The 24,614-nt window shown below is 72.5% G+C and carries 20 protein-coding genes; 10 read left to right on the top strand and 10 right to left on the bottom strand.

The genetic code is table 11. The features are described from left to right. Positions 1 to 40: 40 nt before the first annotated feature. Positions 41 to 925 (bottom strand): LLM class flavin-dependent oxidoreductase, encoded by an 885-nt coding sequence (locus ACIBCA_RS02790; RefSeq protein ID WP_396280981.1) that lies wholly within the window; start codon positions 923 to 925, stop codon positions 41 to 43. A 307-nt stretch (positions 926 to 1,232) separates the two neighbouring features. Between ACIBCA_RS02790 and ACIBCA_RS02785 the strand changes: the two genes are divergently transcribed. The 4 genes from ACIBCA_RS02785 to ACIBCA_RS02770 are packed head-to-tail and all read left to right on the top strand — an operon-like array spanning position 1,233 to position 6,062. Next, positions 1,233 to 2,756, top strand: coding sequence for an NAD(P)/FAD-dependent oxidoreductase (locus tag ACIBCA_RS02785; RefSeq protein WP_396280980.1), 1,524 nt, complete (start codon positions 1,233 to 1,235; stop codon positions 2,754 to 2,756). Then, a complete protein-coding gene (locus ACIBCA_RS02780) occupies positions 2,753 to 4,171 on the top strand; it encodes an aspartate aminotransferase family protein (RefSeq protein ID WP_396280979.1) in 1,419 nt (472 codons plus the stop codon). Before ACIBCA_RS02785 ends, ACIBCA_RS02780 begins: the two co-directional genes overlap by 4 nt. Next, positions 4,168 to 4,608, top strand: coding sequence for a hypothetical protein (locus tag ACIBCA_RS02775; protein WP_396280978.1), 441 nt, complete (start codon positions 4,168 to 4,170; stop codon positions 4,606 to 4,608). The genes ACIBCA_RS02780 and ACIBCA_RS02775 overlap by 4 nt, the downstream gene beginning before the upstream one ends. Further along, a complete protein-coding gene (locus tag ACIBCA_RS02770) occupies positions 4,605 to 6,062 on the top strand; it encodes a GMC family oxidoreductase N-terminal domain-containing protein (protein WP_396280977.1) in 1,458 nt (485 codons plus the stop codon). Before ACIBCA_RS02775 ends, ACIBCA_RS02770 begins: the two co-directional genes overlap by 4 nt. A 22-nt stretch (positions 6,063 to 6,084) precedes the next feature. On the opposite strand, the gene ACIBCA_RS02765 is transcribed toward ACIBCA_RS02770, so the two are convergent. From ACIBCA_RS02765 to ACIBCA_RS02740, 6 genes are all read right to left on the bottom strand, one after another. Next, positions 6,085 to 6,441, bottom strand: a complete 357-nt coding sequence (locus ACIBCA_RS02765; RefSeq protein WP_396280976.1) for a cupin domain-containing protein — start codon at positions 6,439 to 6,441, stop codon at positions 6,085 to 6,087. A 115-nt stretch (positions 6,442 to 6,556) separates the two neighbouring features. Further along, positions 6,557 to 7,675, bottom strand: coding sequence for a pyridoxal-phosphate dependent enzyme (locus ACIBCA_RS02760; protein ID WP_396280975.1), 1,119 nt, complete (start codon positions 7,673 to 7,675; stop codon positions 6,557 to 6,559). A 7-nt stretch (positions 7,676 to 7,682) separates the two neighbouring features. Then, positions 7,683 to 8,801 carry an acyl-CoA dehydrogenase family protein gene (locus ACIBCA_RS02755; RefSeq protein WP_396280974.1) on the bottom strand — a complete coding sequence of 373 codons (1,119 nt, stop codon included), beginning with the start codon at positions 8,799 to 8,801 and terminating at the stop codon, positions 7,683 to 7,685. 188 nt (positions 8,802 to 8,989) lie between these two features. Next, a complete protein-coding gene (locus tag ACIBCA_RS02750) occupies positions 8,990 to 9,955 on the bottom strand; it encodes a carbohydrate kinase (protein WP_396280973.1) in 966 nt (321 codons plus the stop codon). Between the two features lie 43 nt (positions 9,956 to 9,998). Further along, on the bottom strand, positions 9,999 to 11,231 hold the full coding sequence (locus ACIBCA_RS02745; protein WP_396280972.1) for an AGE family epimerase/isomerase: 1,233 nt from the start codon (positions 11,229 to 11,231) through the stop codon (positions 9,999 to 10,001). 181 nt (positions 11,232 to 11,412) lie between these two features. After that, on the bottom strand, positions 11,413 to 12,447 hold the full coding sequence (locus tag ACIBCA_RS02740; protein ID WP_396280971.1) for a LacI family DNA-binding transcriptional regulator: 1,035 nt from the start codon (positions 12,445 to 12,447) through the stop codon (positions 11,413 to 11,415). A 462-nt stretch (positions 12,448 to 12,909) separates the two neighbouring features. Here ACIBCA_RS02740 and ACIBCA_RS02735 point away from each other — a divergent pair, with 462 nt between their 5' ends. The 4 genes from ACIBCA_RS02735 to ACIBCA_RS02720 all read left to right on the top strand — a co-directional run bounded on the left by ACIBCA_RS02735 (position 12,910) and on the right by ACIBCA_RS02720 (position 17,448). Then, positions 12,910 to 14,127 (top strand): aminotransferase class V-fold PLP-dependent enzyme, encoded by a 1,218-nt coding sequence (locus tag ACIBCA_RS02735; protein WP_396280970.1) that lies wholly within the window; start codon positions 12,910 to 12,912, stop codon positions 14,125 to 14,127. 161 nt (positions 14,128 to 14,288) lie between these two features. Continuing rightward, positions 14,289 to 15,599, top strand: coding sequence for an ABC transporter substrate-binding protein (locus ACIBCA_RS02730; RefSeq protein WP_396280969.1), 1,311 nt, complete (start codon positions 14,289 to 14,291; stop codon positions 15,597 to 15,599). A 29-nt stretch (positions 15,600 to 15,628) separates the two neighbouring features. Then, complete coding sequence (locus tag ACIBCA_RS02725; protein ID WP_396280968.1) at positions 15,629 to 16,615, top strand: ABC transporter permease subunit; 987 nt, start codon at positions 15,629 to 15,631, stop codon at positions 16,613 to 16,615. After that, a complete protein-coding gene (locus ACIBCA_RS02720; protein WP_396280967.1) occupies positions 16,612 to 17,448 on the top strand; it encodes a carbohydrate ABC transporter permease in 837 nt (278 codons plus the stop codon). The genes ACIBCA_RS02725 and ACIBCA_RS02720 overlap by 4 nt, the downstream gene beginning before the upstream one ends. A 162-nt stretch (positions 17,449 to 17,610) precedes the next feature. Here ACIBCA_RS02720 and ACIBCA_RS02715 read toward each other — a convergent pair whose 3' ends face one another. Next, positions 17,611 to 18,033 (bottom strand): tautomerase family protein, encoded by a 423-nt coding sequence (locus ACIBCA_RS02715; RefSeq protein WP_396280966.1) that lies wholly within the window; start codon positions 18,031 to 18,033, stop codon positions 17,611 to 17,613. Between the two features lie 66 nt (positions 18,034 to 18,099). Further along, positions 18,100 to 18,801: an SDR family oxidoreductase gene (locus tag ACIBCA_RS02710; RefSeq protein WP_396280965.1), complete on the bottom strand. Its 702-nt coding sequence runs from the start codon at positions 18,799 to 18,801 to the stop codon at positions 18,100 to 18,102. Between the two features lie 107 nt (positions 18,802 to 18,908). Between ACIBCA_RS02710 and ACIBCA_RS02705 the strand changes: the two genes are divergently transcribed. Continuing rightward, positions 18,909 to 19,562: a TetR/AcrR family transcriptional regulator gene (locus tag ACIBCA_RS02705; RefSeq protein WP_396280964.1), complete on the top strand. Its 654-nt coding sequence runs from the start codon at positions 18,909 to 18,911 to the stop codon at positions 19,560 to 19,562. A gap of 464 nt (positions 19,563 to 20,026) precedes the next feature. Then, positions 20,027 to 21,241, top strand: a complete 1,215-nt coding sequence (locus tag ACIBCA_RS02700) for an arylsulfotransferase family protein (RefSeq protein ID WP_396280963.1) — start codon at positions 20,027 to 20,029, stop codon at positions 21,239 to 21,241. A 66-nt stretch (positions 21,242 to 21,307) separates the two neighbouring features. Here ACIBCA_RS02700 and ACIBCA_RS02695 read toward each other — a convergent pair whose 3' ends face one another. Then, entirely contained in the window at positions 21,308 to 24,430 is a 3,123-nt protein-coding gene (locus tag ACIBCA_RS02695) for a phosphocholine-specific phospholipase C (RefSeq protein ID WP_396280962.1), read from the bottom strand. Positions 24,431 to 24,614: the final 184 nt, after the last annotated feature.

Below are 24,614 nucleotides of genomic sequence, written 5' to 3'. Positions count from 1 at the left end.
CCTGAGCCCGCCCCGCCGGATCGCCTCCGGCGGGGCGGGCTCACGCGGTGTCGGCGGGGCGCGGAGGGCCGGAGCCGATCCGGGTGCGGACGAGGTCGACCGGGCCCCGGAACCAGCCCAGCTTCTCCACCCACCAGGTGAGCCCCGCCGCCCGGTACGGGGCGACGACCCTCGCGTCCTCGTCCCGCCGGAGTCCGGACGTCCGGCCCTCCATGACGACGTCGAACCGCCCCTTCCGGACGGCCTGTTGGGCGCGGACGTACGCGACCACGGCCTCCAGGTCCGCCGGGGGCATCATCTCGGTGTGGCCCACCCCCGCCCGGGTGGGGAAGACGCCGTCCCAGCGCGCGGCCCGCCGCATGGGCCGCCGCGAGGGCCAGGTGCCGGCGATCCACACCGGGATGCGCGGCCGCTGCGGACTCACCGGCTGGAAGGTGAGGTCCGTGACCGTGAACCAGCGGCCGTGGAAGGTGAACGGGCGGCCCGTCCACAGCCCTTCGAGGACCTGGAGCGCCTCGTCCAGCTTCTCCGCCCGCACCCGCGGGTCCGGATCCTCGCCCAGCGCCTCGAACTCGGCGGGGGAGGACCCGAGTCCGGCGCCGAAGACCAGCCGTCCACCGCTGAGAAGGTCCAACGCGACGGTGGCGCGGGCGACTTCGGCCGGGCGCTTGAGCGCGAGCACGTTCACCATGACGCCGAGCCGCAGGCGCTCGGTGCCGGCGGCGACGGCGGCCAGGGTGGTCCAGGAGTCGGTGAGGTGCTCGTCGGGGTGCTCCGCGACCTGGCCGTCCCAGAGGAAGAAGCCGTCCCAGCCGGACCGCTCCGCCAGCACTCCCAGGTCGCGGAGCAGGCGGGGATCCGCGTACTCGCGCCGGTTGGGCAGTCCGACGGCGTAGCGCAGCGGCTGTTGTGGCGTGGCGTGCATGGTCGTCGCCTTCCTGCATGACGTTCCCGCAGGGCCTTCTCGTACGGCATCGCTCTTCTCGATGATGTCGGCCGCGCGACGGCCGGAGCAACCCGAAGCACTCTCCGCAGGCCGGGTGCCGGGCCCGGTGCTACGGTCCTCTGGGAGCCTGAATCGCCTGCGGCGGTCCCCTGTGAGCTCCCCATGTGGCGGTGTCCCCCTCGGCGGGACGGTACGCCCCCCCGCTCCTTCCACACCTCCCGTAGTACCTCCCGTACCCATCGCCTCCGGACGCGACAGCGCACCGGAGGAATCGAGGGGAGCAGCGATGCCCGAGAACAGCGCACCCCCGGCGCCCGGCGACGAGGTCCTGGTGATCGGCGGCGGGTTCACGGGCCTGGCCGCCGCCCATGAGCTGGCCCTGGCCGGGGTGCCCTGCCGGGTGCTGGAGCGTGAGCCGTACGTCGGCGGCCTGGCGGGGTCGTTCGAGGTCGGGGGAGCCCGGCTCGAACGCTTCTACCACCACTGGTTCTCCTCCGACCTGGAGATCCGGGGGCTGTGCGCGGAACTCGGCTGCTCCCACCTGCTCGAGCCGCACCGGACCAGGACGGGCGTCTACTACGCGAACTCGGTCTACCGGCTGTCGAGCCCGTGGGACGTGCTGCGGTTCGCGCCCCTGCCGCTGCCCGACCGGGTCCGGCTGGGCTGGTCCGCGGTGCGCGCCCACCAGGTGAAGCACTGGCGGGACCTGGAGGACCTCACAGCGCGGGAGTGGCTGCTGGAGCTGAGCGGCCCGCAGGTCTACGAGACGGTCTGGCGCCCGCTGCTGGAGGGCAAGTTCGGCCAGTACGCGTCCGAGGTCGGCGCCACCTGGATGTGGACCAAGCTCCACCTGCGCGGCGGCAGCCGGTCGCACAGCGGCCGCGAGGTCCTGTACTACCTGCGCGGTGGCTGCGCCGCCCTGCTGGACGCGTGGGTCGCGCGCCTCACCGAGCTGGGGGTCCGGATCTGCACGAGCACCCCGGTGCGGCAGGTGCTGACCGACGCCCGCGGGGTGTGCGGGGTCCGCACCGACGGAGGCGTCCTGCCCGCACGGCGGGTGCTGGCCACCACGGCGCCGGACCTGCTCGCCGGGTTCCTCGCCTCCGCCCCGGCCCCCGCCCCGGCCCCCGCCCCGGCCCCCGCCCCGGCCTCCGCCCCGGCCCCCGCCGGGCCGCCGCCCCATCCGGACGTGCCCGCCGTCCGCCGGCGCCTGTCCGAGATCCCCTACCTCGCCAACCTGTGCCTGGTGCTGCAGACCGACCGGTCCCTGTCGGACACCTACTGGCTCAACGTCACCGACCCCTCCTTCCCCTTCGTCGGCGTCATCGAGCACACCAACCTGGAAGGCTCCGGCGCCTACGCCGGGCGTCACCTCGTCTACCTGTCCGCCTACCTCCCGACCAGCGCCGAGCTGTACCGGATGGACGACGAGGCGGTGTTCCGGGCCAGCCTCCCGCACCTGCGCCGGATGTTCCCGCAGTTCCGGCGCGAGTGGGTCCGGGCCCACCACGTCTGGCGCGCCGACCACGCCCAGCCGGTCATCACCCCGCACTACTCCGACCGCATCCCGGCGACGGAGACCGACGTGCCGGGGCTCTACCTGGCCAGCATGGCCCAGGTCTACCCGCAGGACCGGGGCACCAACTACGCCGTACGGCAGGGGCGCCACGTCGGCCGCCTGATCGCCGACCGGATCCGGACCGCCCGATGCGTGGCCGCCGTCGGCAGCTCGGCCGTCACCACCTCGGCCGTCACCAGCTCGGCCGTCAGCACCGCCCGCAGCAGCGCCCCCGAGGAGTGGACGCCATGAACTCCCTGATCAGCACCGAGGATTGCGAGCGGATGCCCATCGAGCGCGTGCACGAGCTCTACCGCCGCCACGTCAGCCGGGGCCAGGTGACGCTCCTCTCCGCCTTCGGATTCGGCCGCGACGTCGTGGACAGCGCCTCCGGCTGCTGGATCACCCTGCGCGACGGGCGGCGGGTCCTGGACTTCACCGGCGGCATCGGCGTCCTGAACCACGGCCACAACCACCCCCGCATCCTGGCAGCCCGCCGGCGCTTCCAGGAACTGCGGCGCATGGAGGTGCACAAGAACTACTTCTCCCCGTACGTCGCCGCGCTCGGGCACAACCTGGCCCAGCTGCTGCCCGGGGACCTCGACGTCAGCTACTTCCCCAACTCGGGCGCGGAGGCCGTCGAGGGCGCCCTCAAGATGGCCTACAAGTACCACCGCGGCCATCGCGGCACCGTCCTGCACTCCGACATCGCCTTCCACGGCAAGCTGCTCGGCGCCGGGAGCCTGACCGCCTCCCCGGAGGTGCACTTCTCCTTCCCGCGCATCCCCGGCACGGACGGCTTCGCCTTCGACGACCTCGCCTCCCTCGAACTCGCCCTGGAGCGGCACACCACGCCCGAGGGCGGGAGCGACGTCTACGCGCTGGTCCTGGAACCCTTCAGCGCCTCCAGCCTGCGCGAGTGCTCGGAGCAGTTCCTGCGCGAGGCCCGCCGGCTGTGCACCCTGCACGACATCGTCCTGATCTTCGACGAGGTCTACACCTCCTGGGGCAGGACCGGATCGCTGTTCCACTTCATGCGCCACCCCGGCCTGCTCCCGGACGTGGTGACCACCTCCAAGTCCTTCGGCGGCGGCAAGGCGTCCATCTCCGGCTACGTGGCCAGGGAGCCCGTCTTCCGCCGGGCCTACGACTCGCTCCCCGACGCCACCCTGCACAGCACCACCTACTACGGCTTCGGCGAGGAGACGGTCACCGCGCTGGAGGCCGTGGCGATCGCCGTCGAGGACGACTACCCCGCCAGAGGCCGCCACCTCGGCGAACGGCTGCACCGCGGCCTCACCGCCCTCGCCGCCGGCCACCCGCACCTGATCGCCGACGTGCGCGGCACCGGCGCCCTCCAGGGCGTCGTCCTGCGCCACGGCCCGGCCGCCCTCGAACACGTGCTGCACCTGCTGCCGTCCTCCTTCGCGCGCGACCCGCAGGCCGGGGCCAAGCTGGCCACCGCCGCCGTGGTCGGCGCCCTCTACCGCGACCACGGGGTGCTCACCTACTACGGCTCCAACCACGACCTCCCCCTGATCGCCGCGCCCCCGCTGGTGGCCGAGGACTCCGACGTCGACGTCTTCCTGGAGGCCCTGGACGCCGTTCTGGCCAAGGGGATGCCCCGACTCCTGGCGGGCCTGGTCCGGGAGAAGGCCACCGCATGAGGGCCCGTCCGCCCGCCGAGGAGCACCGCCGCGTACGGGCCTGGGAGCGGCGCGTACGCTCCGCCGGGCTCCCGCCGCTCTGGGCGGGCCGCTGCACGGCCCTGGGCGAACCGTCCCGCCAGGCCGCCGCCGTCCGCCACACGGCCGCCACTCTGGCCGCGCTCCCGAGGCCGTACCGCCTGGTGTTCGCCCTGCTGATGCGGCTGTTCCCGGCGGCCGCCCTCCTCGCCGACCCGACCGGCCGGCTCCCGGGCACTCCGGACCTGGCCCGTACGCGGCGGGTCGCCGACCGGCTGTCCACGGTGCCCGGATTCGCCGAACTGCTGCGGGTGAGCCTCGTGTTGGCGCTGCACGGAGGCCTGGACGGAGCCCTGGACGGACCCCTGGACAGAGCCCTGGACGGGCCCCCTGCCGCGGCACGGCAGGAGCGCGCATGACCAGGGACACCATCCACTGCGACGCCCTGGTGATCGGCTCCGGAGCCGGAGGCGGCGCCGCCGCCCTGGAACTCGCCGGTGCGGGCCGGGAGGTCCGCGTCCTCGAGGAGGGCCCGCTCGTCCCGCAGGAGCGGATCACCCGGGCGTCCCCGGCCGAGAACCTGCGCCTGCTCTACCGTCAGGGCGGCCTGGTGCCCATCCACGGCGCGCCCACCATCCCCTTCGGGGAAGGCCGTTGCGTCGGGGGCACCACCGTGGTCAACGGCGGGCTGTTCTGGCGCCCTCCCGACCACCTGCTGGAACACTGGGCCTCCACGGGCGTCGACGGCTTCCGCGCCCACCACCTCGCCCCCCACCTGGCCGAGGCCGAACGGCGCCTCGGCGTCATCGACCAGCCGCCCGGCCGGGGGAACCACGACTCGGTGCTGCTCGCCCAGGCCGCCGACCGGCTCGGCTGGCGCTGGGCACCGGCTCGCCGCGCGGTCCGGGGCTGCCGGCACGCCAACCGGTGCGTCACCGGCTGCCCCACCGGCGCCAAGCAGAGCATGCTGGTCACCTACCTGCCCGCCGCCGAACGGCTCGCCGCGGTCATCGAGCCCGACACCCGGGTCCTCCGCCTCGAACACGACGGCACCCGCGTCACGGTCGTGCACGCCCTTCACCACGGCCGACGACTGCGCTACCTCCCGCAGACCGTCTTCCTGGCGGCAGGCCCGATCGGCAGCCCGCTGCTGCTACGGCGCAGCGCCATCGGCGGCCGAGGCCCGGGCCGCGCCATCGCCCTCCACGTCAACTTCCGTACGGTGGCCCGCTTCAGGGAGCCCGTCCGCGCCACCGAGGGCACCATCTTCACCGCCCAACTCCAGGAGTTCGCCGACCAGGGCGTCCGGGTGATGCCGGGGAACCTCACCCCGGGCTCACTCGCCGCCGCCCTGGCCGCCCACCCCGCCGGCACCGTCGACCGGATGCTCTCCCACCTGGACCACCTCGCCGTCTACACCACCCAGGTGAGCGTCCAGGGCACCGCCCGCCTCCTGGCCGTCCCCGGCCTCGGCGCACTCCTGCGCCACCACCTCACCGACGCCGACCGCGACCTCCTCCGCACCGCCTTCCGCCACACCGCCGACCTCCTCCTCACCGCCGGCGCCGTCGAACTCCTCCCACCCGCCCCCGCCGCACTCACCACCCCCGCCCAGGCGGCCGACTTCGCCCTCCGCACCCGCCCCGAGACCTGGGACCTGATCTCCGTCCACGCCATGGCCTCCTGCCGCATGGGCCCACCCGCCCACGGCGGAGTCTGCGACACCCACGGCCGCCCCCACGGCTTCACCAACCTCCACCTCTGCGACGCCAGCGTCCTCCCCGGCGCCACCGGCATCAGCCCGCAGGAGACCATCATGGGTTTCTCCCACCTCCTGACGGCCCGCTACCTCGACCGGCCCACCGGCACCTGAACCTGCGCAACGAGGACGGGCCTCAGCCGGCCGGGAGCGTGAGGGCGTAGGTCTTGCGCAGCGTCTCGTGGACCGTCCAGGTGGTGCGGTCGCCCTCGCGCAGGACGACACAGTCCCCCGGCCCGACGTCCAGGGTGGGACCACCCTCGATCTCGATGGTGGCGCGGCCGGTGACGACGGTGAACATCTCCTCCGCCTCGACGTCGGTGACCACGCCGGGGGTGATCTGCCAGATGCCGCGAAGGTGCCGGCCGTCCGGGGACTCGTAGAGGATCCTGCCGCTGACCTCCGGGCTGCCGGAGACGATCTGGGCGGGGTCCAGGGGGTCGGGCCGCAGATCGGCGGTGGGGGTGTGCGTACGGAAGCTCGGCGTGGTCATGGGGGAGAGGCTAGCCGGGTGGAGATCCTCGGGCCGTTGACAGAGTGTGTCGGGGGAGGGCTTGAGGGCGACACTGCGTAACTTCGCAGGACCACGCGGCACCTCCGCCCGGTCCTCAGAGCGAAGCCTCGCGGGTCAGGAGCTCCTTGAGCAGGTCCGTGGCCTCCTCCCGGGTCACCACGTGCTGCGGGACGTACGGTTCCGTCGACGGGCCCGATCCCCCGGTGTAGACGGCCAGCGCCCGGTCGCCCGGCGGGATGGTGCCGTCGTCGATCGCCTGGAGCGTTCCGGCGAGCGAGTACAGGCCCGCCCGTTCCACCGGCTGCCCCTCCGGGGTGGGGGTGACCTCGACGCCGGCCCCGGACAGCAGGTCGATCGCCTTCGCCTCCCGGCTCAGGTAGTCCTGGTTCGGCAGGCAGTGCACCGCGCCGTCGGTCCGGTGGCAGATGTCCCGCACCTGGGCGATCAGTTCGGGGGTGAGGACCTTGCGGAACAGGGTGGGTTCGAGCATCTCCGCTCCCGGTTCCGTGACGGTGCCGGTGAGCGCCCGGACGTACGGGGCGACGGCCTCCTGCTGCACCCCGAGGAAGCGCGGCTCCGCGTGCCCGGCGGGATACGCCTCGGCCAGGCCCCGGTAGAAGCCCAGCGGCCCGTAGGCACTGGACAGCGCCTGCACGTGCCAGTCCCAGCCGTGGCCGACCGCCCGCCCGGCGTCCCGCAGGAAGTGGGCGCGCAGCTTGTTGCCCTCGAACTGGTCCCGCAGGACCGGCAGCGACGGGGTGGCGGTGGCCCGCGTGGCGTCGCGCAGGATCTCCTTGATCTCGTGCTCCGTAGCACTTACCTCGACGAAGGTCACCCCGGGACGGCGGGCCAACCGGGGGTGGATCCGGCGCCGGGAGGCCGGCGGGTGCAGCGCGACGAGGCGGATACCGGCGCGGGAGGCGTAGGTGGCGAGGGCGTTCGCGGTGTTGCCGGAACTCTGGGCCGCCACGACGGGGTGGCCGTCCCGCACCGCGCGGGCGACGGCGACGCAGGCCACCCAGTCCTTGAAGGTTCCCGTGGTGGACAGGGTGGACAGGTCCAGCACGTCGATGCCGACGCGTCGGTACGAAGGCAGCCGCACGATGCGGGCCCCTTCGCGCAGCGAGACCCGGCGCAGGACGTCGGGGTCGACGCCCTCCAGGTGCTCGGCGTAGCGCCGGACGACGCTCTCGTCCTCTCGGTAGAGCTCCATGGATCCGCTACGCGTCCTCTCCGGCCAGTTCCCGCTCGCCGATCAGGGAGAGCAGGGTGTCGTTGGGGGTACCGATGATCGGCAGGGCCAGGGCGTCCCGGTAGTGGCGGCCCAGGCAGGCGAGGGGGCCGGCGTAGCCCGCTCCGCCGCACAGCACGGCGGCCGCCCGGACGAGCTCCTGCAAGGCCGCCGTGGTGATGACCTTCGCCGCGCCCGAGGTGAGCGGCGGGTGGCCGCCCTCCGTGGGCTGCACGAGGCACTGCCAGACCGCGTGCATGGCCGCCCGTCGGGTGGCCAGCTCGCCGACCCTCAGCCCGATGGCCCCGCCGGCCCTCGGCGGTCGGCCGGGGGCGGACTCCCGGACGAAGCGCAGCGCGCACTCGTAGACGGCGTCGGCCGAGCCCAGCGCGCGGGCGACATAGCTGGTGACGTCGTAGCCGCGCAGCGCCTCCGTGAGGTCGTGGCCCGCACCGCCGATGACCTCCGTGTCCGGGTCGAACTCGTAGTCCTGGTAGGTGACTTCAGCCAGTGAGACGCCCAGCATCCCCGGGCGGGGGAGTTCCGCGCCGATCTCGACACCGGGCCGCCGGGGATCGGTCAGGACCCCGATGGTGGCCGCGCCGGAACGGACGACGGCGACGATGACGTCGGCGTGCCGGGCGTTTGTCACCCAGCTCTTGTGTCCGTTCAACCGGCCGGTGCCGCCGTGGAGTTCGGCCGTGCTCCGCAGCGCCGCCGGGTCGGTGACGCCCTGCTCGTGGAAGGCGCGCGCGAACACCCGCTCGCCACCGGCCATCAGCGGCAGCCACTGCCGCCTCTGCTGCTCGGTGCCGTGCGCCAGCACCTGCCGGCAGAGCTTCAGGTGCGTCCCCACCAGCGCGGCCAAGGACTGCCATCCACGGCCCAGTTCGTACCCGAGCCGGGCCACCTCCCGCGCGGGCCGCTCCGACCCGCCGTACTCCTCGGGCACGGTCACCCCGAACACCCCGAGCTGCCGCAACCGCTCCACCAGCACATCGGGGTAGCGGTCCTCCGGGTGCGAGGCCAGGTAACCCTCCACGTCCGTGCGGACGAAGGCGCCCACCTCGGACAACCACGAGTCCGTCCTCGTCGTGCTGCCCGGCATTCCGGTCCTCCTCACGGCACGGTGGAGGCGCGAGTGAGTGGTGCGCCTCCGGAGGTCAACGACCGTGCACGCAGGGGGGTTCGTGTCCACACCGCACTTTCACCAGGTCGGGTGACTGCCCGGACCCGCTGGGCGAAGGTCCGGCAGCTCCGGCGCGGGGAGGCTGCGGGGCACTCGGGGCGGTGGGGTCAGGCCCCGGAGTGGCCTCCTGCGGGAGTGCTGCTTCGGATGCTCGCCCGGTAGGCGGCCAGCTCCTCGGCGGTCGGTGGGTTGGCGCCCGGCCGGGTGCAGGTGAAGGCGGATACCAGGGACGCCGTGTCCAGCAGCTCGGCGAGGGTGGCGGTGTCGATCCCGTGCAGGCGGTCCGCGTTCTCCGGGCCGAGCAGGTCATGGCGGTGCAGCGCGTCGAGCAGGCCGGCCATGAACGCGTCGCCCGCGCCCACGGTGTCGGCGACCGTGACCCTCCGGGCCCGCTGCTCCACCGTTCCCGCGCGGCAGACCCCGACGGCGCCGGCCGCACCCCGGGTGACGACGACCAGCGACGGGCCCAGCGCCAGCCACCGCCGGGCGACGTCGACGACGTCCTGCCCGGGCCGTAGCCACGCGAGGTCCTCGTCGCTGGCCTTGACCACGTCGGCCGAGGCGACCAGCGACTCGATCCGGGTGCGCGCCTGCTCGGGGTCGCCCATCAGCGACGGGCGGCAGTTGGGGTCGTACGAGACGGTCCGGCGGCCGCGGGCCCGCTCGACCAGGCGGCGGACGGTGCTCGCGCCGGGCTCCAGCGTGGCCGCGATCGAACCGGTGTGCAGGCAGGGGCTCCCCGCGAGCAGCTCGTCCGGGTCCAGGTCCGGGAGCTGCCAGGTGATGGCGAACTCGTAGGTCGCGGAGCCCGATTCGTCGGTGTGGGCGAGTGCGGTGCTGGTGGGGTGCTCGTCCACGGCCCCCGCCGCGAGGGTGACGCCGCTGCCGACCAGATGGCGGGCGAGCCGGGTGCCGTGGGCGTCGGGACCGAGGCGGGTGAGCAGTGCGACGTCGTTGCCCAGGCGGCCGAGGCCGACCGCGACGTTGGCCGGGCTGCCGCCCGGGTGCGCGGTGGGTTGACCCTGGCCGGACCGCACCAGGTCCATGACGGCTTCGCCGACGACTGTGATCACGTTCGGTCCTTCTCGGGTCGGGGCATCTGGATCTGACGGGACGTCAGGCGAGCTTCCGGCGCAGCGCCTCGGCCATCGCGGGTGCGGCGGGAAGCCGCGGGATCAGGGTGGCCTGCACGGCGTGGTAGACGTCCGGCTTGCCGGGCCAGACGGTTGCGGCGGGGGAGTTCTGCGGGTCCAGCTCGTGGTGCCAGCTGCCGCGGGCGCGGTCGAGGATCGCCTCCTCGGCGTACTGCCACCAGGTGCGGTACCAGCGTTCGTACTCGGCCTTGCCGGTGACCCGGTGCAGGACGGCGGCGGCGGCGATCGCCTCGGCGGCGACCCAGTGCATGCGGGCGCGGACGGCCGGAGCGCCGTCCCAGCCCACCGTGTAGACGAAGCCCGGCGAGCCGTCCGCGTGCCAGCCGTCCCGGACGCCGGCGGCGAACAGCGCCTCGGCGTCCTCGAGCAGCCAGCCGGGCGGGTCGGGCAGGCTCGCGCGCAGCCCGAGCATCAGCCGCGCCCACTCGAACCAGTGGCCGACGGTGGCGCCGTACGGGCGGAACGGGTCGTCGGGCCGCTCCTGGTTGTAGTCGTACCGCGGGGTCCACCCGGTGTCGAAGTGCTCGACCAGGCGCCAGTCGGCGGCGCGGGCGTGGACGTGGACGATGCGCCGGACGATCCACAGCGCCCGCTGGTGCCAGATCGGGTCGCCGGTGACGTCGCCGGCCGCGAGGAACGCCTCGACGGCGTGCATGTTGCTGTTGGCGCCGCGGTAGGGCTCGCAGGCATCCCAGGGCAGGTCCCAGGACTCGACCAGCAGGCCCTGCTCCTCGTCCCAGAAGTGGCGCTCGATCACGTTGAGCGCCCCGGTCAGCAACTCGCGGGCGCCGGGGCGTCCGGCGGCGGTGGCGCCGGAGGCGGCCAGCACCACGAAGGCGTGGGCGTAGGCGGACTTCTCGGCGGTGAGCGGGGTGCCGTCGCGGTCCACGCCGGTGTACCAGCCGCCGTGCTCGCGGTCGCGCAGCAGCCCGGTCAGGGCGGCGAGGCCGTGGTCGACGAGGGCCGCCGCGTCCGGGTCCCCGAGCAGGTGCGCGAGGGCGAAGACATGGGTCATCCGGCAGGTGATCCAGGTGTGGACGGCTCCGTCCTGCTGTACGGCTCCGTGCTCGTCGAGCCATCCGAAGCCACCTTCGGGCAGCCGGGCGCCGCGGGCGAAGCCCAGCAGCCGGTCCTGCTCGGCCACCAGCCATGCCTCGTCGCCCGGCTGGGGGAGGCTCTCGGCCTGGGGGGACATTGTTCTCCTCGGTGGGCTGGGCTCGCTGGTGCGCTGTGGCTCTGTGGCTCTGTGGCTCTGTGGCTCGCTGGTGAGCTGGGCTCGCTGTAGACAACGTTGTCAGAACGCTGCCTGTGTAGCATCGCCCGCCGTTCCGTGACCTGTCAACAACGCGAGGAGGCCGCCCGGGCCGGCCCCGGGGTCAGAGCGGCAGCTCGCCCGAGCCGCGCGGGACCAGGCGGGTGGGGATCTCCAGGCGCTGGACCTGGGCCTGCTCGCCGCGCAGGCGCCGGAAGAGGAGTTCGGCGGCCATCCGGCCCATCAGCGCGGGGTCCTGGGCGACCACGGTGACCGGCACGGGCAGCATGTCGGCCAGTTCGAAGTCGTCGAAGCCGACCAGGGCGGGCCTGTCGGGGCGAGTGGCCAGACTGCGGAGCACGGCGACCGTGGTCCGGTTGTTGCCGCACATCAGCGCGGTCACCGGATCCGGTCCGGACAGCATGCGGTCGAGGGCGAGGTGGATTCCCACCGGCTCGGGCTTGCCCATGGCGACCCAGGACCCGGCGACCTCGTAGCCTTCCTGCGCCATGGCCTGCCGGTAGCCGGCGAGGCGTTCGGCTGCGGTGAAGATCGCGGGGTTGTCGCCGAGGTAGCCGATTCGCCTGTGGCCCTGCCGGATCAGGTGGCCGACCCCCTCCGCGGCGCCTCGGCGGTTGGCGGTCAGGACGGTGTCCACGGTGAGGCCGGTCACCGGGCGGTCGACGCTGACCACGGCGGTGCCCGCGGCCAGCTCGGGGGCGAGGAAGCCGTGGTCGAGCGCGGCCGGGACGACGATCAGGCCGTCCACCCGGCGGGCGCAGAAGTCGAGGGCCAACTCCCGTTCGCGGGCCGGGTCCTCGGCGGAGGAGCCGGTGAGCAGCAGGGACCCGTGGGAGCGGGCCACGTCCTCGACCGCCCGGCTGAGCTGCGAGTAGAACGGGTCGGCGAGATCCTCCAGGATCAGCCCCACACTGCTGGTGCGGCTGCCCTGGCGCAGCAGCCGGGCACCGTCGTTGCGGCGGAAGCCCAGCTCCTCGATCGCGCCGCGGACCCGGGCGGCGGTGGCCTCGCTCACGCCGGACTCGCCGTTGACGACGCGCGACACGGTCTTGAGTCCCACACCCGCGGCAGCGGCCACGTCCTTCATGGTCGGCCGTGCGGGGGCATCGAGGCCCCGCTGCTCCGCGTTGTCCGGCATCACGTCAACCGCTCCTTCTGGTGCCTTGCCCATCCCGTGAGTCTACTGACAGCGTTGCCATGTAGATAACGTTGTCGAAACGGTCCCGCATCATCCGGCGGCATGGCAGGTCGGGTTCTCCGGTACGGCTCCGGCGTGACCCCCGGGCCTTCGCCGGCACCAGGATGCCCGATGAACTGCGGCTTTATCCGTTCGGCGGGAGGGTTCCACGGCATGAGGGGCAGGGTCGGAGAGCGCCGCCGTACGGGCGGGCGATGACGAACCACCCCTTGACATGGGGTTCCGTGCGTGAGTTCAATCCCCCAACGCCGACAACGTTATCCATCCGAAGTGGTCGGTCGGCCCGGACCGGTCGCCGCCTCCCACGGAGAGCCGGCTCGGCCACGTACAGGCGTGTGAGCATTCCCCGCGTCATCGGACGACTTGTGGACGGTGATTGATGATTCTGGACTGGAGACCCTCGTGAACCCGGCGCCGCGCCCTCTGCTCCTCCCCGACGGCCGTCCCGCCGCGCAGGCATGGACGCTGGACCCGGCGATGAAGCACCTCAACCACGGGTCCTTCGGGGCCGTCCCGCTGGCGGCTCAGCAGGAGCAGCAGCGGCTCCGCGCCGAGATGGACCGGGCGCCGGTGGTGTGGTTCCCGGCGCTGCCGGGCCGGGTGGCCGGGGCGCGGGCGGCCGTCGCCGAATTCCTCCGGGTCGACGTGCGCGACCTGGCGCTGGTCCCCAACGCCAGCGGCGGGGCCAGCGTCGTCTACGGCAGCCTCCCGGTACGGCGCGGCGGCGAAGTCGTGGTGACCGACCACGGTTACGGCGCGGTGACCATGGGCGCCGAACGGCTGGCGCGCCGCTGGGGCGGCAGCGTCCGGACCGCCCGGGTGCCGCTGGACGCCACCGCGGAGCAGGCCACCGAGGCGGTGCTCGCCCGACTCACGGATCGGACCGGGCTGATAGTCCTGGACCACATCACCTCCTCCACCGCGCGCTGGATGCCGGTGAAGGAGATCGGTGCGGCCGCCAGGGAGCGCGGCATCCCGCTGCTGATCGACGGGGCGCACGTGCCCGGACTCGCCGAAGACCCCCTGGCCGGGCTGGAGTTCGACGTCTGGATCGGCAACCTGCACAAGTTCGGATGCGCCCCGCGAGGCGCCGCCGCGCTGGTGGCCGGCAGTGGGCTGCGCGACGAGCTCCACCCGCTGATCGATTCCTGGGCCGCCCGCGAGCCGTTCCCGCAGCGCTTCGACAACCAGGGCACCGTCGACGTCACCGGCTACCTGGCGGCGCCCATCGCGCTGGACTTCATCCAGCGGACCTGGGGCTGGGAGGCCGCTCGCGGATACCTGCGCGAGTTGGCCGACTACGCCGAGGAGACCATCGGAGCGGCGATGGCGCAGCTCACCGGCGAGAGCGCCGCCGTCGACGTCGGGATGCCGGTGAACGCCCTGCGCCTGGTGCGGCTCCCCGCCGGGCTGGCGGCCACCCGTGAGGAGGCCGACCTCCTGCGCGACCGGATCGCGGCCGAGTTGGGCGTCGAGGCGGCGATCACCAGCTTCGACGGCGTCGGCTACTTCCGCCTGTCGACCCACGTGTACAACACGCCCGCGGATTTCGAGGACTTCGCCGAGCGCTGCGTCCCGGTGATCGGCGAATGGGCCCTCAAGGCCCGATCGGCACGCTAGCGCGCCCCCACGAAATCCCCCCGAAGTCCTCTCCCTGAAGTCCCCTTCCCGAAGTCCCCTCCCGGAAGTCCCCTCCCGGAAGTCCCCTCCCGGAAGTCCCCCTTCCGGAATCCCCCCGGATGCGCCCGGCGCATCGACCCCCCCCACGAAAGAGGACAGCGATGAGAACCAGGAACGCAGCCATCCTCGCGGTGGCCTCGGCACTGGCCCTGAGCGCGTGCGCCGGCGGCGGCTCGACGAGCGCCAAGGACGGCAAGGTGCACATCTCGATGGTCGAGAGCCTGACCAACCCGAGCCGCACCGCCGTGCTCAAGAAGCTGATCGGCCGGTTCGAGGCGCAGAACCCGACGATCAAGGTCGACCTGATCTCGCCGCCGACCGATCAGGCGGACCAGAAGATCCAGCAGATGCTGCAGTCCGGCACCGGCATCGACGCCCTCGAAGTCCGCGACACCACCGTCGGCGCGTTCGCCACCAACGGCTGGCTGGACGACATGGGGCCGGCACTCAAGGACTGGAGCGGCTGGGCCGGCCTGACGGACAACGCCACGAGGTACTCCAAGGACGCCAAGGGCCGTACCTTCTACATCCCGTACGGCTTCTACGGCCTGACCCTCTACTACCGCACCGACGTGACGGCCAAGGCCGGCTTCAGCGCGCCGCCCGCGAGCTGGGACGACCTGCTCGCCCAGGCCACGGCCGTCCAGAAGCCCGACCAGCACCAGTACGGCTACGCGTTCCGGGGCGGCAAGGGCGGCAGCAACCTCGCCGTGCTGCAGATCGAGGCGTACGTGGCCGACACGATCGATCGGGCCGACGCCTACAAGCTGACCGACGGCCGCAGCATCTTCGCGGCGCCCGAGGCACTGACCGCCCTGGACGCCTACCTCAAGCTGTTCCAGCAGGCCGCACCGCCGTCCTCGGTCTCCTGGGGCTTCCCGGAGATGGTGCAGGGCTTCTCCAACGGCTCCACCGCCTTCCTGCTCCAGGACCCGGAGGTGATCGCCACCGTGGCCCAGTCGAAGGCGATCACCACGGGCCAGTGGAACACGGCCCCCCTGCTGACCGGTCCGGGCGGGAAGGCGTGCCAGCCGGTCGGGAGCGCGGGCTGGGGGACGGCGGCGAGCAGCAAGCACAAGGGCGAGACCGCCAAGCTCGTCAAGTTCCTCGCCGAGGGCGAGGCGTCCGCCACGTTCACCAAGGAGAACGGCCTGGTGCCGGTCGTCAAGAGCGCCGCCGACGACCCCTTCTACAAGACCGGGCCCTGGGCGAGCTACCTGGCGATGAACCAGAGCCCGGACAAGTACCTCGCCGTCGTCCAGCCGCGCTCGGTGGCCTGGTGGTCGGAGTGGACCCAGAAGGCCGACGCCGACGTCCAGCGGATGCTGCTCGGCAAGGTCGGCACCAAGGACCTGCTCGCCGACTGGGACGCGTACTGGACCGCGAAGTGGAAGAACCAGCCGAGCCAGTAGCAGCCCGAACCACATCAGGAAGGCGGGAAATGACGCTGTCAACTCCCGAGCACACGGAGCGCCCCGCCACGCCGGGGGGCGCCCCGCGCGCCACACGCACCGCCCCCGGCGGCCCCACCCCGCGCAGGCGGGTGTTCAACGTCCGCCGCGGACTCACCATCGCCGGCTTCCTAGCGCCGGCCGTACTGGCCGTCGCGGTCTTCGTCTACTACCCGATGATCACCGGCAGCCAGATGGCCTTCCGGAACTGGAACCTCAACGACCTGACCGACACCGAGTGGATCGGCCTGGGCAACTTCCGGGACATCTTCGCCGACCCGGCCTGGGGCACCGTACTCAACAACACGGTCTTCTGGGTCCTCGCCTCGATCGTGCCGCAGTTCGTGATCGGCTTCGCGATCGCGCTGTGGCTCAGGCGCCGGTTCCGCCTGCGCGGGCTGTACCAGGCGCTGGTCTTCTTCCCGTGGGCGATCTCCGGCTTCCTGATCGGCGTCCTGTTCCGCTGGATGTTCAACGGCGAGTTCGGTGTGGTCAACGACCTGCTGGAGAAGGCGGGCCTGATCAGCGAGCCGATCGCGTGGCTGGCCGACCCGGAAACGGCGATGACCGCCGTGGTCGTCGCCAACGTCTGGTACGGCGTCACGTTCTTCGCGATCATGATTCTGGCCGCCCTGCAGTCCGTCCCGGACGAGCTCTACGAGGCGGCGGCCCTCGACGGGGCCGGCCGGGTCCGCACGCTGTTCAGCGTCACCATCCCCTCGATCCGCGGGACGCTCAGCCTCACCGTGCTGCTCCGCGTCATCTGGATCTTCAACTTCCCGGACCTGATCTTCGGCATGACCGGCGGCGGGCCCGCGGACCAGACCCACATCGTCACGACGTGGATGATCTCCATCGCCCAGCAGGGCAACTACGGCAAGGCATCCGCGCTGGGCCTCATCGTGATGGCGACGCTCTTCGTCTTCTCGTCCTTCTACCTCATGGCCACGCGCGAGCGGAGAGGATCCACCTCATGATCAACAAGCCCTCCGCCGCCGGCCGCGCCGCCCGCGTCGCCTTCCTGGGCACCTGGCTGGTGATCACGCTGTTCCCGCTCTACTGGATCGTCGTGACCTCCCTGAAGAGCCCCGGGACGATCTTCAGCTTCCCGATCTCCTACTGGCCGGACCAGATCTCCTTCGAGAACTACACCGGCCTCTTCTCCCACGCCCACTTCGGCACCTACCTGGTCAACAGCCTGATCTGCGCCACCGCCGCCGGCGTGACGGCCACCGCCATCGCGATGCTCTCCGCCTACGTACTGGCCCGCTTCGAGTTCCGCGGCAAGGGCGCGACCGTCATGGCGGCCCTGGTCACGCAGATGATCCCGTCCTTCATCGCGCTCGGCCCGCTCTACCTGCTGATGACCGACCTCGGCCTGGTCGACAACCGCCTCGGGCTCACCCTGGTCTACACGGCGATCTGCATCCCCTTCTGCACGGTGATGCTCCGAGGCTTCTTCGAGAACATCCCGGACACCCTGGAGGAGGCGGCCATGATCGACGGCTGCTCGCGGTTCGGGGCGCTGTTCCGAGTCCTGCTCCCGGTGATGCGGCCGGGGATCATCGCCGCGTTCATCTTCAACTTCGTGAACTGCTGGAACGAGCTGTTCCTGTCCGTCACCCTGATGAACAGCGATGCCCGGAAGACCGTCCCCACCGGGCTGAACGACTTCATCTCCAGCTTCAACATCGACTGGGGTTCGATGTCCGCCGCCGCCGTGCTGACGATCGCGCCGACCATGGTGCTGTTCGCGTTCGCGAGCCGGTACATCGTGCAGGGACTCACGTCAGGAGCGGTCAAGGGCTGACGGGGCTCGCCTGGTGGGCCGAGGGCCGGGGCCCGGTCGAGGTTGATGACGGCCAGTCCGATTCCTCGCCTTCCTCGCCTTCCTCACCGGACGGCCCGGACGGCCCGGACGGCTCGGTCGGCAGCGTGCGGGGGCGCGTTGCCGACCGGGCCGTGGAGGGGATCAGTACGGGCTCGGGCGGTTCTCCCGTGCCCAGTGCTGTTCGGCCTCGCTCTCTGGCGGGGGCGGGGTCAGGCCGTCGATCATCCAGAGGTCCTGCGGCGTCTCGTCGACGTGGAACTCGCAGTACAGCCCGCGGTCCGTGGTGTGCGGCGCGAGCAGCCGGGCGAGCGCCTCCCGGGTGCGTCGGCGCATGGCCGGGTCGCTGACGTGCCGGGCGATGTGCTCGACGACGACGCGTACGGCGTCCGGGGTGGGCTCGCCGCCCACGTAGAACGAGTCGGCGTCGATCTCGTGGAAGAGCACGACGACGTAGAACTTCGGCAGCCCGAAGCGGGTGTAGAACCCAGTGATGTCGTCGGCGAGTTGCTTCCTCTGCGGCGGGGTGTAGGTCCCGGGAGGGTGGTAGACGTGCCAGAGCGGCATGGTTCTCCTCGGTTCGGGGTCGGATTCGGATTCGGAGGCGGGCTCGGGTGCGCTTCGGCGGCCGGTTCAGCGGCGGACGGTGATGGCGAGTCCCTCCACCGGACCGGACAGCGCGGCCTTGACGGCGCGGGTGGCGTCGTCGACGAGGATTTCGGTCTCCCCGCGCTCGACGCCGTCCAGGACGATGCGGGCGACGTCGGCGACCGCGATCTTCTCGACCGGGATGGCCGCGACCATGTCGGTGTCCGCGAAGCCGAGGTGCACGCCGACGACCTGGGTGCCCTGGGCGGCGAGTTCGAGGCGCAGGGAGTTCGTCAGCGACCAGAGGGCGGCCTTGCTGGCGCCGTACGCGCCGGCGCCGGCTCCCCAGGACAGCAGGGAGTGCATGTCGATGAGGGCGCCTCCGCCGCGGGCGGCGAGCGCCGGGGCGAACGCCTGGGCGATCCTCAGCGGGCCGAGGACGTTGGTCTCGAACGTCTCCCGGACCAGGCGCAGGTCCGCGGTCAGCAGTGGCGCCGGGTGCAGGACCCCGGCGTTGTTGAAGACGAGGTCGACGTCCCGGACCTGCTCGGCCAGGGCGGCGACGGAGGCGTCGTCGGCGACGTCCAGGGGGAGGACCTCGACCCGCCGGTCCGGGCTCGGGTCGGGCTTGCGGGCGGTGGCGTAGACCTTCTCGGCGCCGCGCCGGAGCAGTTCCTCGACGAATGCCTTGCCGAGGCCGCGTCGGCCTCCGGTGACCAGCGCGACAGAGCCTTCGATCACGGTCATGTGCGTTCTCCTCGCTCGTAGGATGGCCTTTAGATTACTATCATCATCTAAAGGGGGTGCGGAAGTAGGATCCTCGGGACGAAGAGACCACGAAGGGACCGTCGACCATGCCCCGCGTATCACGAGCCGAGGCCGAGCGGCACCGGCAGCAGGTGATCGAACACACCTCCCGGCTGGTCCGGGAGAAGGGCGCCGACCAGGTCAGCGTCCCCCAGGCGATGGCCGCCGCCGGGCTCACCCACGGCGGCTTCTACCGCCACTTCGCCTCGAAGGACGACCTGATCGTCCAGGCCCTCCAGGCCGCCTTCGCCGAGCGCCGCGAGGCCCTCGACCGGCTCGCCGAGGCCGACTCCTCCGGCGGGTCCGGCCGCGCCGAGTTCCTCGCGCGCTACCTCTCCGACGTGCACCGCGACAATCCGGCCGGCGGCTGCGCCGCTGCCGCACTGGCCGTCGACGCCGCCCGCGCCGAGCCGGGGGCCCCGATCCGTACGGCCTTCACGGAGGGCCTGGACGATCTCGTCGACGGCTTCCGGCAGCTCGGCGGCAGCGCGGACAGCGCGGATGGCACGGACAGCACGGACAGCACGGACAGCGCGGACGACCGTGGCACCGCCCTCGCCGAACTGTCCACCCTCGTCGGCGCCATCCTCCTCGCCCGCGCGAGCGACGATCCGGACCTCTCCCACGAGATCCTCGCCGCCGCCCGCCACCACCTGGGCGTCGTTCCGGCACCCGACCCGACCGGAGCCCCACGGCTCTGACCGCACTCCCCCAGCGCCGGCCCCTCAGCCCCTTCCGGCAGCGCCGGCGAAGGGGCGACGGCGGGGTGCCCCGGGGGTGAGCCCGGCTTCGGGCGCACCGGAGAGGTGCGGGCGGGGCGCGGATGTTGCCGGTCGTTGCGCCGGGATCTCATTCCTGTGGAGCACCGGGTCCGCGGCCCGGAGCGCGTTGACGCCGGTGGCGGGGCCCGGCTAGCTTCCACGGCATGCAGCAGCGCCCCCTCGCCCTGACGACTCGCGGTCACATCGACCTCCAGCGAGTCTGTTCCGCTGCCTGTCGCTCCTGCTGAGCGCCTCCGCCTCCCGAGAGCCTCGTCCCGCCTGACCGGCCCGGCCGTACGCATGCGTGCGTGATTCCAACCTGCCCTCGCACAAGGGCGGTTGACGTCGGCCCGGCCCATTCGCCATCGGCCCCGATCCGCTTCGGATCCCATGTGAGGATTGCCATGCGTAAGAGCATCCTGGCCCTTCGACTGCTGACCGTCACGGTCATCGCCGCACTTGCGGGCACGCTGCCCACGAGCCCCGCATCGGCCGCCCCGGACGGCCCACCGCTGCCACCGCTGACCGTCCTGACCGACGAGGAGGGCGCCGGCGGCGGTGACATCTTCGTGTCGCCGAACTCGACCACCGGCCAGTACGCCAGCGGTGTCGAGATCCTCAGCCCCGACGGCCGGAAGGTCGTCTGGTCGCACCCGGTCCCGGCCGGCCAGCAGGCCGCCGACTTCCGCAAGCAGACCTACCGGGGCAAGCCCGTACTGACCTGGTGGCAGGGTACGGGCCTCGGCGGGCTCGCCAAGGGCGTCAACTACGTCTACGACGACCAGTACCGGAAGATCGCCGAGGTCAAGGCCGGCAACGGCTACTCCGCCGACGGGCACGAGTTCCTGATCACGCCCCGCAACACCGCGCTGATCCTCGCCTACGCCGAAGCCACCGCCGACCTCACCTCCATCGGCGGCCCGGCCGACCAGAAGGTGATCAACGGGATCGTGCAGGAGGTCGACATCCGTACGGGCAAGGTCCTGTTCGAGTGGAACAGCGCCGACCACGTGCCGTACGCGCAGAGCGAGCAGCCGCTGCCCGCCTCGGCGAGCACGCCGTGGGACTGGTTCCACGTCAACTCCGTCAAGCCGGACGGCAACGGCAAGCTGCTCATCGACGCGCGCAACACCTGGACCGCCTACGAGGTCTCGCAGCACAACGGCCGGATCCTCTGGCAACTCGGCGGCAAGGCAAGCTCGTTCAAGCCGACCGCCGCGCAGGGCCAGGTCCTGAACGACGCCGGGAGGATCTTCGCCTGGCAGCACGACCCGCAGCCGCTCGGGAACGGCCTCTACCGCGTCTTCGACAACGAGGCCGCGGGCCGGGCGAACACCGGCACCGGGGTGGTGTCCCAGCTCCCGTACAGCCGAGTGGTCACCCTACGCCTGGACTTCGGGACGCACGAGGCGGTCCTCGTCGACTCCGTCGACCAGCCCGACGAGCTCAGCGCCTCCTCCCAGGGCAACGCCCAGACGCTGCGCAACGGCGACCTCCTCGTCGGCTGGGGATCGCAGCCCTACGTCTCCGAGTTCAGCCGCTCCGGCGACCTGCTGTTCAACGCCCGCTTCCCCGAAGGGGTGAACAGCTACCGCGCCTACCGCTTCGACTGGAGGTAACCGAGCCCGGCCCGCCCGCGCCCCGGGTGATGGGAGCACGGACGGGCCGGACTTCGTGAGGGATGCTCAGCCGGTGATCGGCTTGACGTCCAGACGGATGTGGTCCACCGCCCAGTACCAGTTGTTGCCCGCGTCGTACATCCGGAACTTCAGGGTGACCGTCCGGGCGCCGGCCGGGACGGCGAACTGCCGGGTGACGAAGGCGTTCTGGACGTCCTTGCCCGCGTTGTCGTTGCCGGTCGCGTCGGAGCTGTAGAAGACCAGCCGGGTCTCGGCGCCGGTGTCGAAGACGGCGGTGACGGCGGCCTTCTGCGGCGCCTCCTGCCGGTAGTGCGAGTCGAAGGCCAGGTGCAGGGTGGCCGCGCCGGCCGGGACGGGCACGGCGGGGGAGACCAGGGTCGAGTCGAAGACGCCCTTGCGGGACGGCGAGCCGGTGTCGTCCCAGTCGTCCGGGTCGGCCACGGCCAGCACGCCGAGGCCCCGGGTGAAGCTGCCCCGGTCCTGGCCGGCCGGGGTGGACCAGGCGCGCTTGGTGTGGAAGGTCCAGCCCTGGAGGCGGACGGTGCCCTGCGGCATGGCCGGCGCGTTGACCACCGACCAGCCCTGCGGGGCCGTGGGCGTCCAGCCGAGCACGCCGTCGAGCGGCTGGAGCGCCCCGGCCAGCGACTCGAAGTCCTCGCCGAGCAGGTGGCCGGCCATCACCGGGGCGGTGCGGGCGGCGAGTTCGCCGTCGGCCACGGCGCACCGGCCGCCGGCCAGGGCCCGGGCGGTGACCAGGATCCGGTGGGTGGCGCCGTCCGGCAGCCGGGCGGGCGGGGTGACGTCCCACTCGGCGGTGGCGGTGGCACCGGCGGCCAGTGCGGCGGGCGGTGCGGTGACGGCGGCGACCGTCCAGCCGGCCGGGACGACCGGCTGCGCCTCTACCACGGTCAGCGCGGCGGTGGCGGTGAACCGGGCGGTGATCCGGGCCGGGCGGCCGGGCAGCAGGATCGCCTCGTCGATGGTCGGCGAGGCGGCCCGGAGCGCGACGTCCACGGTCATCGGGTCGGCCAGGCCGTGCGCCGGGTCGGTGAGCAGGTGATCGCCGTCCCACGGGAAGCGGCCGGCGATCCGGCGGCGGAAGCCGAGTTCGCCGCGCACGCCCACCGCGACGTCGTACCAGCCCTCGGGGCCGACCTTGACGTCGACGGTCCTGTCGTCGCCCGCCTCGACCCGGACTTCGCGCAGCCCGTCGCCGTAGGCGAGGTCGCCGACCAGGAAGGTCTGCGCGGTGCGCGAGCGGTTGATCACGTCCACCTCCAGGACCTTGCCGCCCTGCTCCTCGGAGAGCGAGACCTCGTACGCGGAGGCGGTGTCGCCGCGCAGGTGCCACAGCGCGCCGTCGGGGCCGTGCACCCGCAGGTCGTAGCCGTCCGGGCCGACCGTCCAGACGTCGGAGAGGCGGGACTTGGCACCGACGGTGTAGTGGCGCGGGGCCGTGCCGGGGGCGGGGTAGACCGCGAAGACGGCGCCCTGCCTGCCCTGGTTGACGAAGTCGAGGGTCAGCTGGTCGCCCTTGAGCCTCGGCTTCACCAGCAGGTTGTACGGCGCGGGCCGGGCGGCCCGGGTGCCGCGCTCCTGCTGCGGGAGCGCCTGCGGGCTGGGCACCGTGGGGGCGGGCAGCTTGCCGGTGTCGACCACCTTCTGCCGGTTGCCGCTGGTGTCCGGCAGCTGCGGCCAGCGCGGGTCGCGGCCGGAGAAGTCGAAGACGTTGGTGAGGTCGCCGCAGACCGAGCGCCGCCAGGGGCTGATGTTGGGCTCCTGGACGCCGAAGCGCTGCTCCAGGAAGCGCAGCACCGAGGTGTGGTCGTAGACGGTGGAGTCGACGACGCCGCCGCGGGTCCACGGCGAGACGACGACCATCGGCACCCGCACGCCCAGGCCCATCGGGTACGGGCCGGAGACCAGGCTCTCCCCGGCCGGCAGGGTGTCGGACCAGGTCAGCGAGCCGTCGGCGGCCTTCACCCGGTACTTGCCGTCCTGGCTCACCACGCGGTGGTAGGTGGCGGAGCCCTTGCTCACCCGGACGACCACCTCGCCGTCGACCGGCACGGTGGACTTGCCGCGACCGGCGGCCAGCGGCGGGACGGGCGGCAGGTGGTGGTCGAAGAAGCCGCCGTGCTCGTCGTAGTTGAGGATGAAGACGGTCTTCGCCCACACCTCGGGCTTGGCCGCGAGCGCCGCCAGCAGCCGGGCGGTGAGGTGCTCGCCGTTCGGCGGCGCCCAGTTGGCGTGCTCGGACAGCGCCTCGGGGGCGACGATCCAGGAGACCTGCGGCAGCCGGTCGGCCTGGACGTCGGCGGAGAACGCCTCGACCAGGGCGTCGCCCATCGCGAACGGGTCCTTCCTCTTCGCCGGGTCGCCGACCGCGCTCATGCCGCGCTCGTACAGCGGCTCACCGGGCTTGGCCTTGACGAAGGGCGCGAACCAGGCGAGCGCGTTGTCGTCGAAGTTGTCCAGTGCCTGGTAGGTCTTCCAGCTGACGCCGGCCCGCTCCAGGCGCTCGGCGTAGGTGGTCCACTCGTAGCCGCCGGGGATCTCGGTGTTGTCGGTGACCGGGGTGTCGCGGACGGTGCCTCCGCTGGTGCCGGTCATCAGGTGCTCGCGGTTGGTGTTGGTGTTGCACTGCACCGAGGCGTAGTAGGCGTCGCAGGTGGTGAACACCGAGGCGAGCGCGTGGTAGAAGGGCATGTCGGCGGCCTCGTAGTGGCCCTGGCCGAGCCAGCCGCCGGAGCGGCGGGTGACCGAGCCGTCGGCGAGGCCGTCGTTCCACGCCTTCATCGAGTCGACGAAGCCGAAGGCGGGGGCGCCCTGCTGGTAGGCGCTGGTGTGGGCGGCGTTCATCGGGAAGGGCAGCAGGTACCCCTCCTTGCGCCCGGGGTCGGGCTGGTGGAAGACCGAGCGGCCGTTGACGCCACGCACCGCCGTACGGTCGCCGAAGCCGCGGACGCCGGCCAGGGTGCCGAAGTAGTGGTCGAAGGAACGGTTCTCCTGCATGAACACCACGACGTGCTCGATGTCCGCCAGCCGCCCGGGCCGGGCCGGCGCGGCGAGCGCCTCCTGGACGCTGAGAGGGAGGGCGGACAGGACGGCGGCGGCCGCCGCGCCACCCAGCAGGGTGCGGCGCGACAGTTCGGGCTTCGGACTCATCGGGGGGTGGCTCCTCGTACAGGGCGGGTGGGTGGACGCAGTGGTCCAGACCCTTGGTGCGATCCGGCTCCGCATATGTGTACGGGCCCTAGGTGGACGGGAGCGGCGGGTTCGATGGCGGCTCGGTGACGGACAGTGAACCCAGAGCTGTACAGACAACTTGGTGGGAAGTGGTCGCTTGCCA

It is taken from the genome of Kitasatospora sp. NPDC051170 (assembly GCF_044455705.1).
Taxonomy (GTDB): Bacteria; Actinomycetota; Actinomycetes; order Streptomycetales; family Streptomycetaceae; genus Kitasatospora.
The sequence above is the reverse complement of the archived record's forward strand: the minus strand, read 5'-3'. Positions and strand labels throughout refer to the sequence as shown.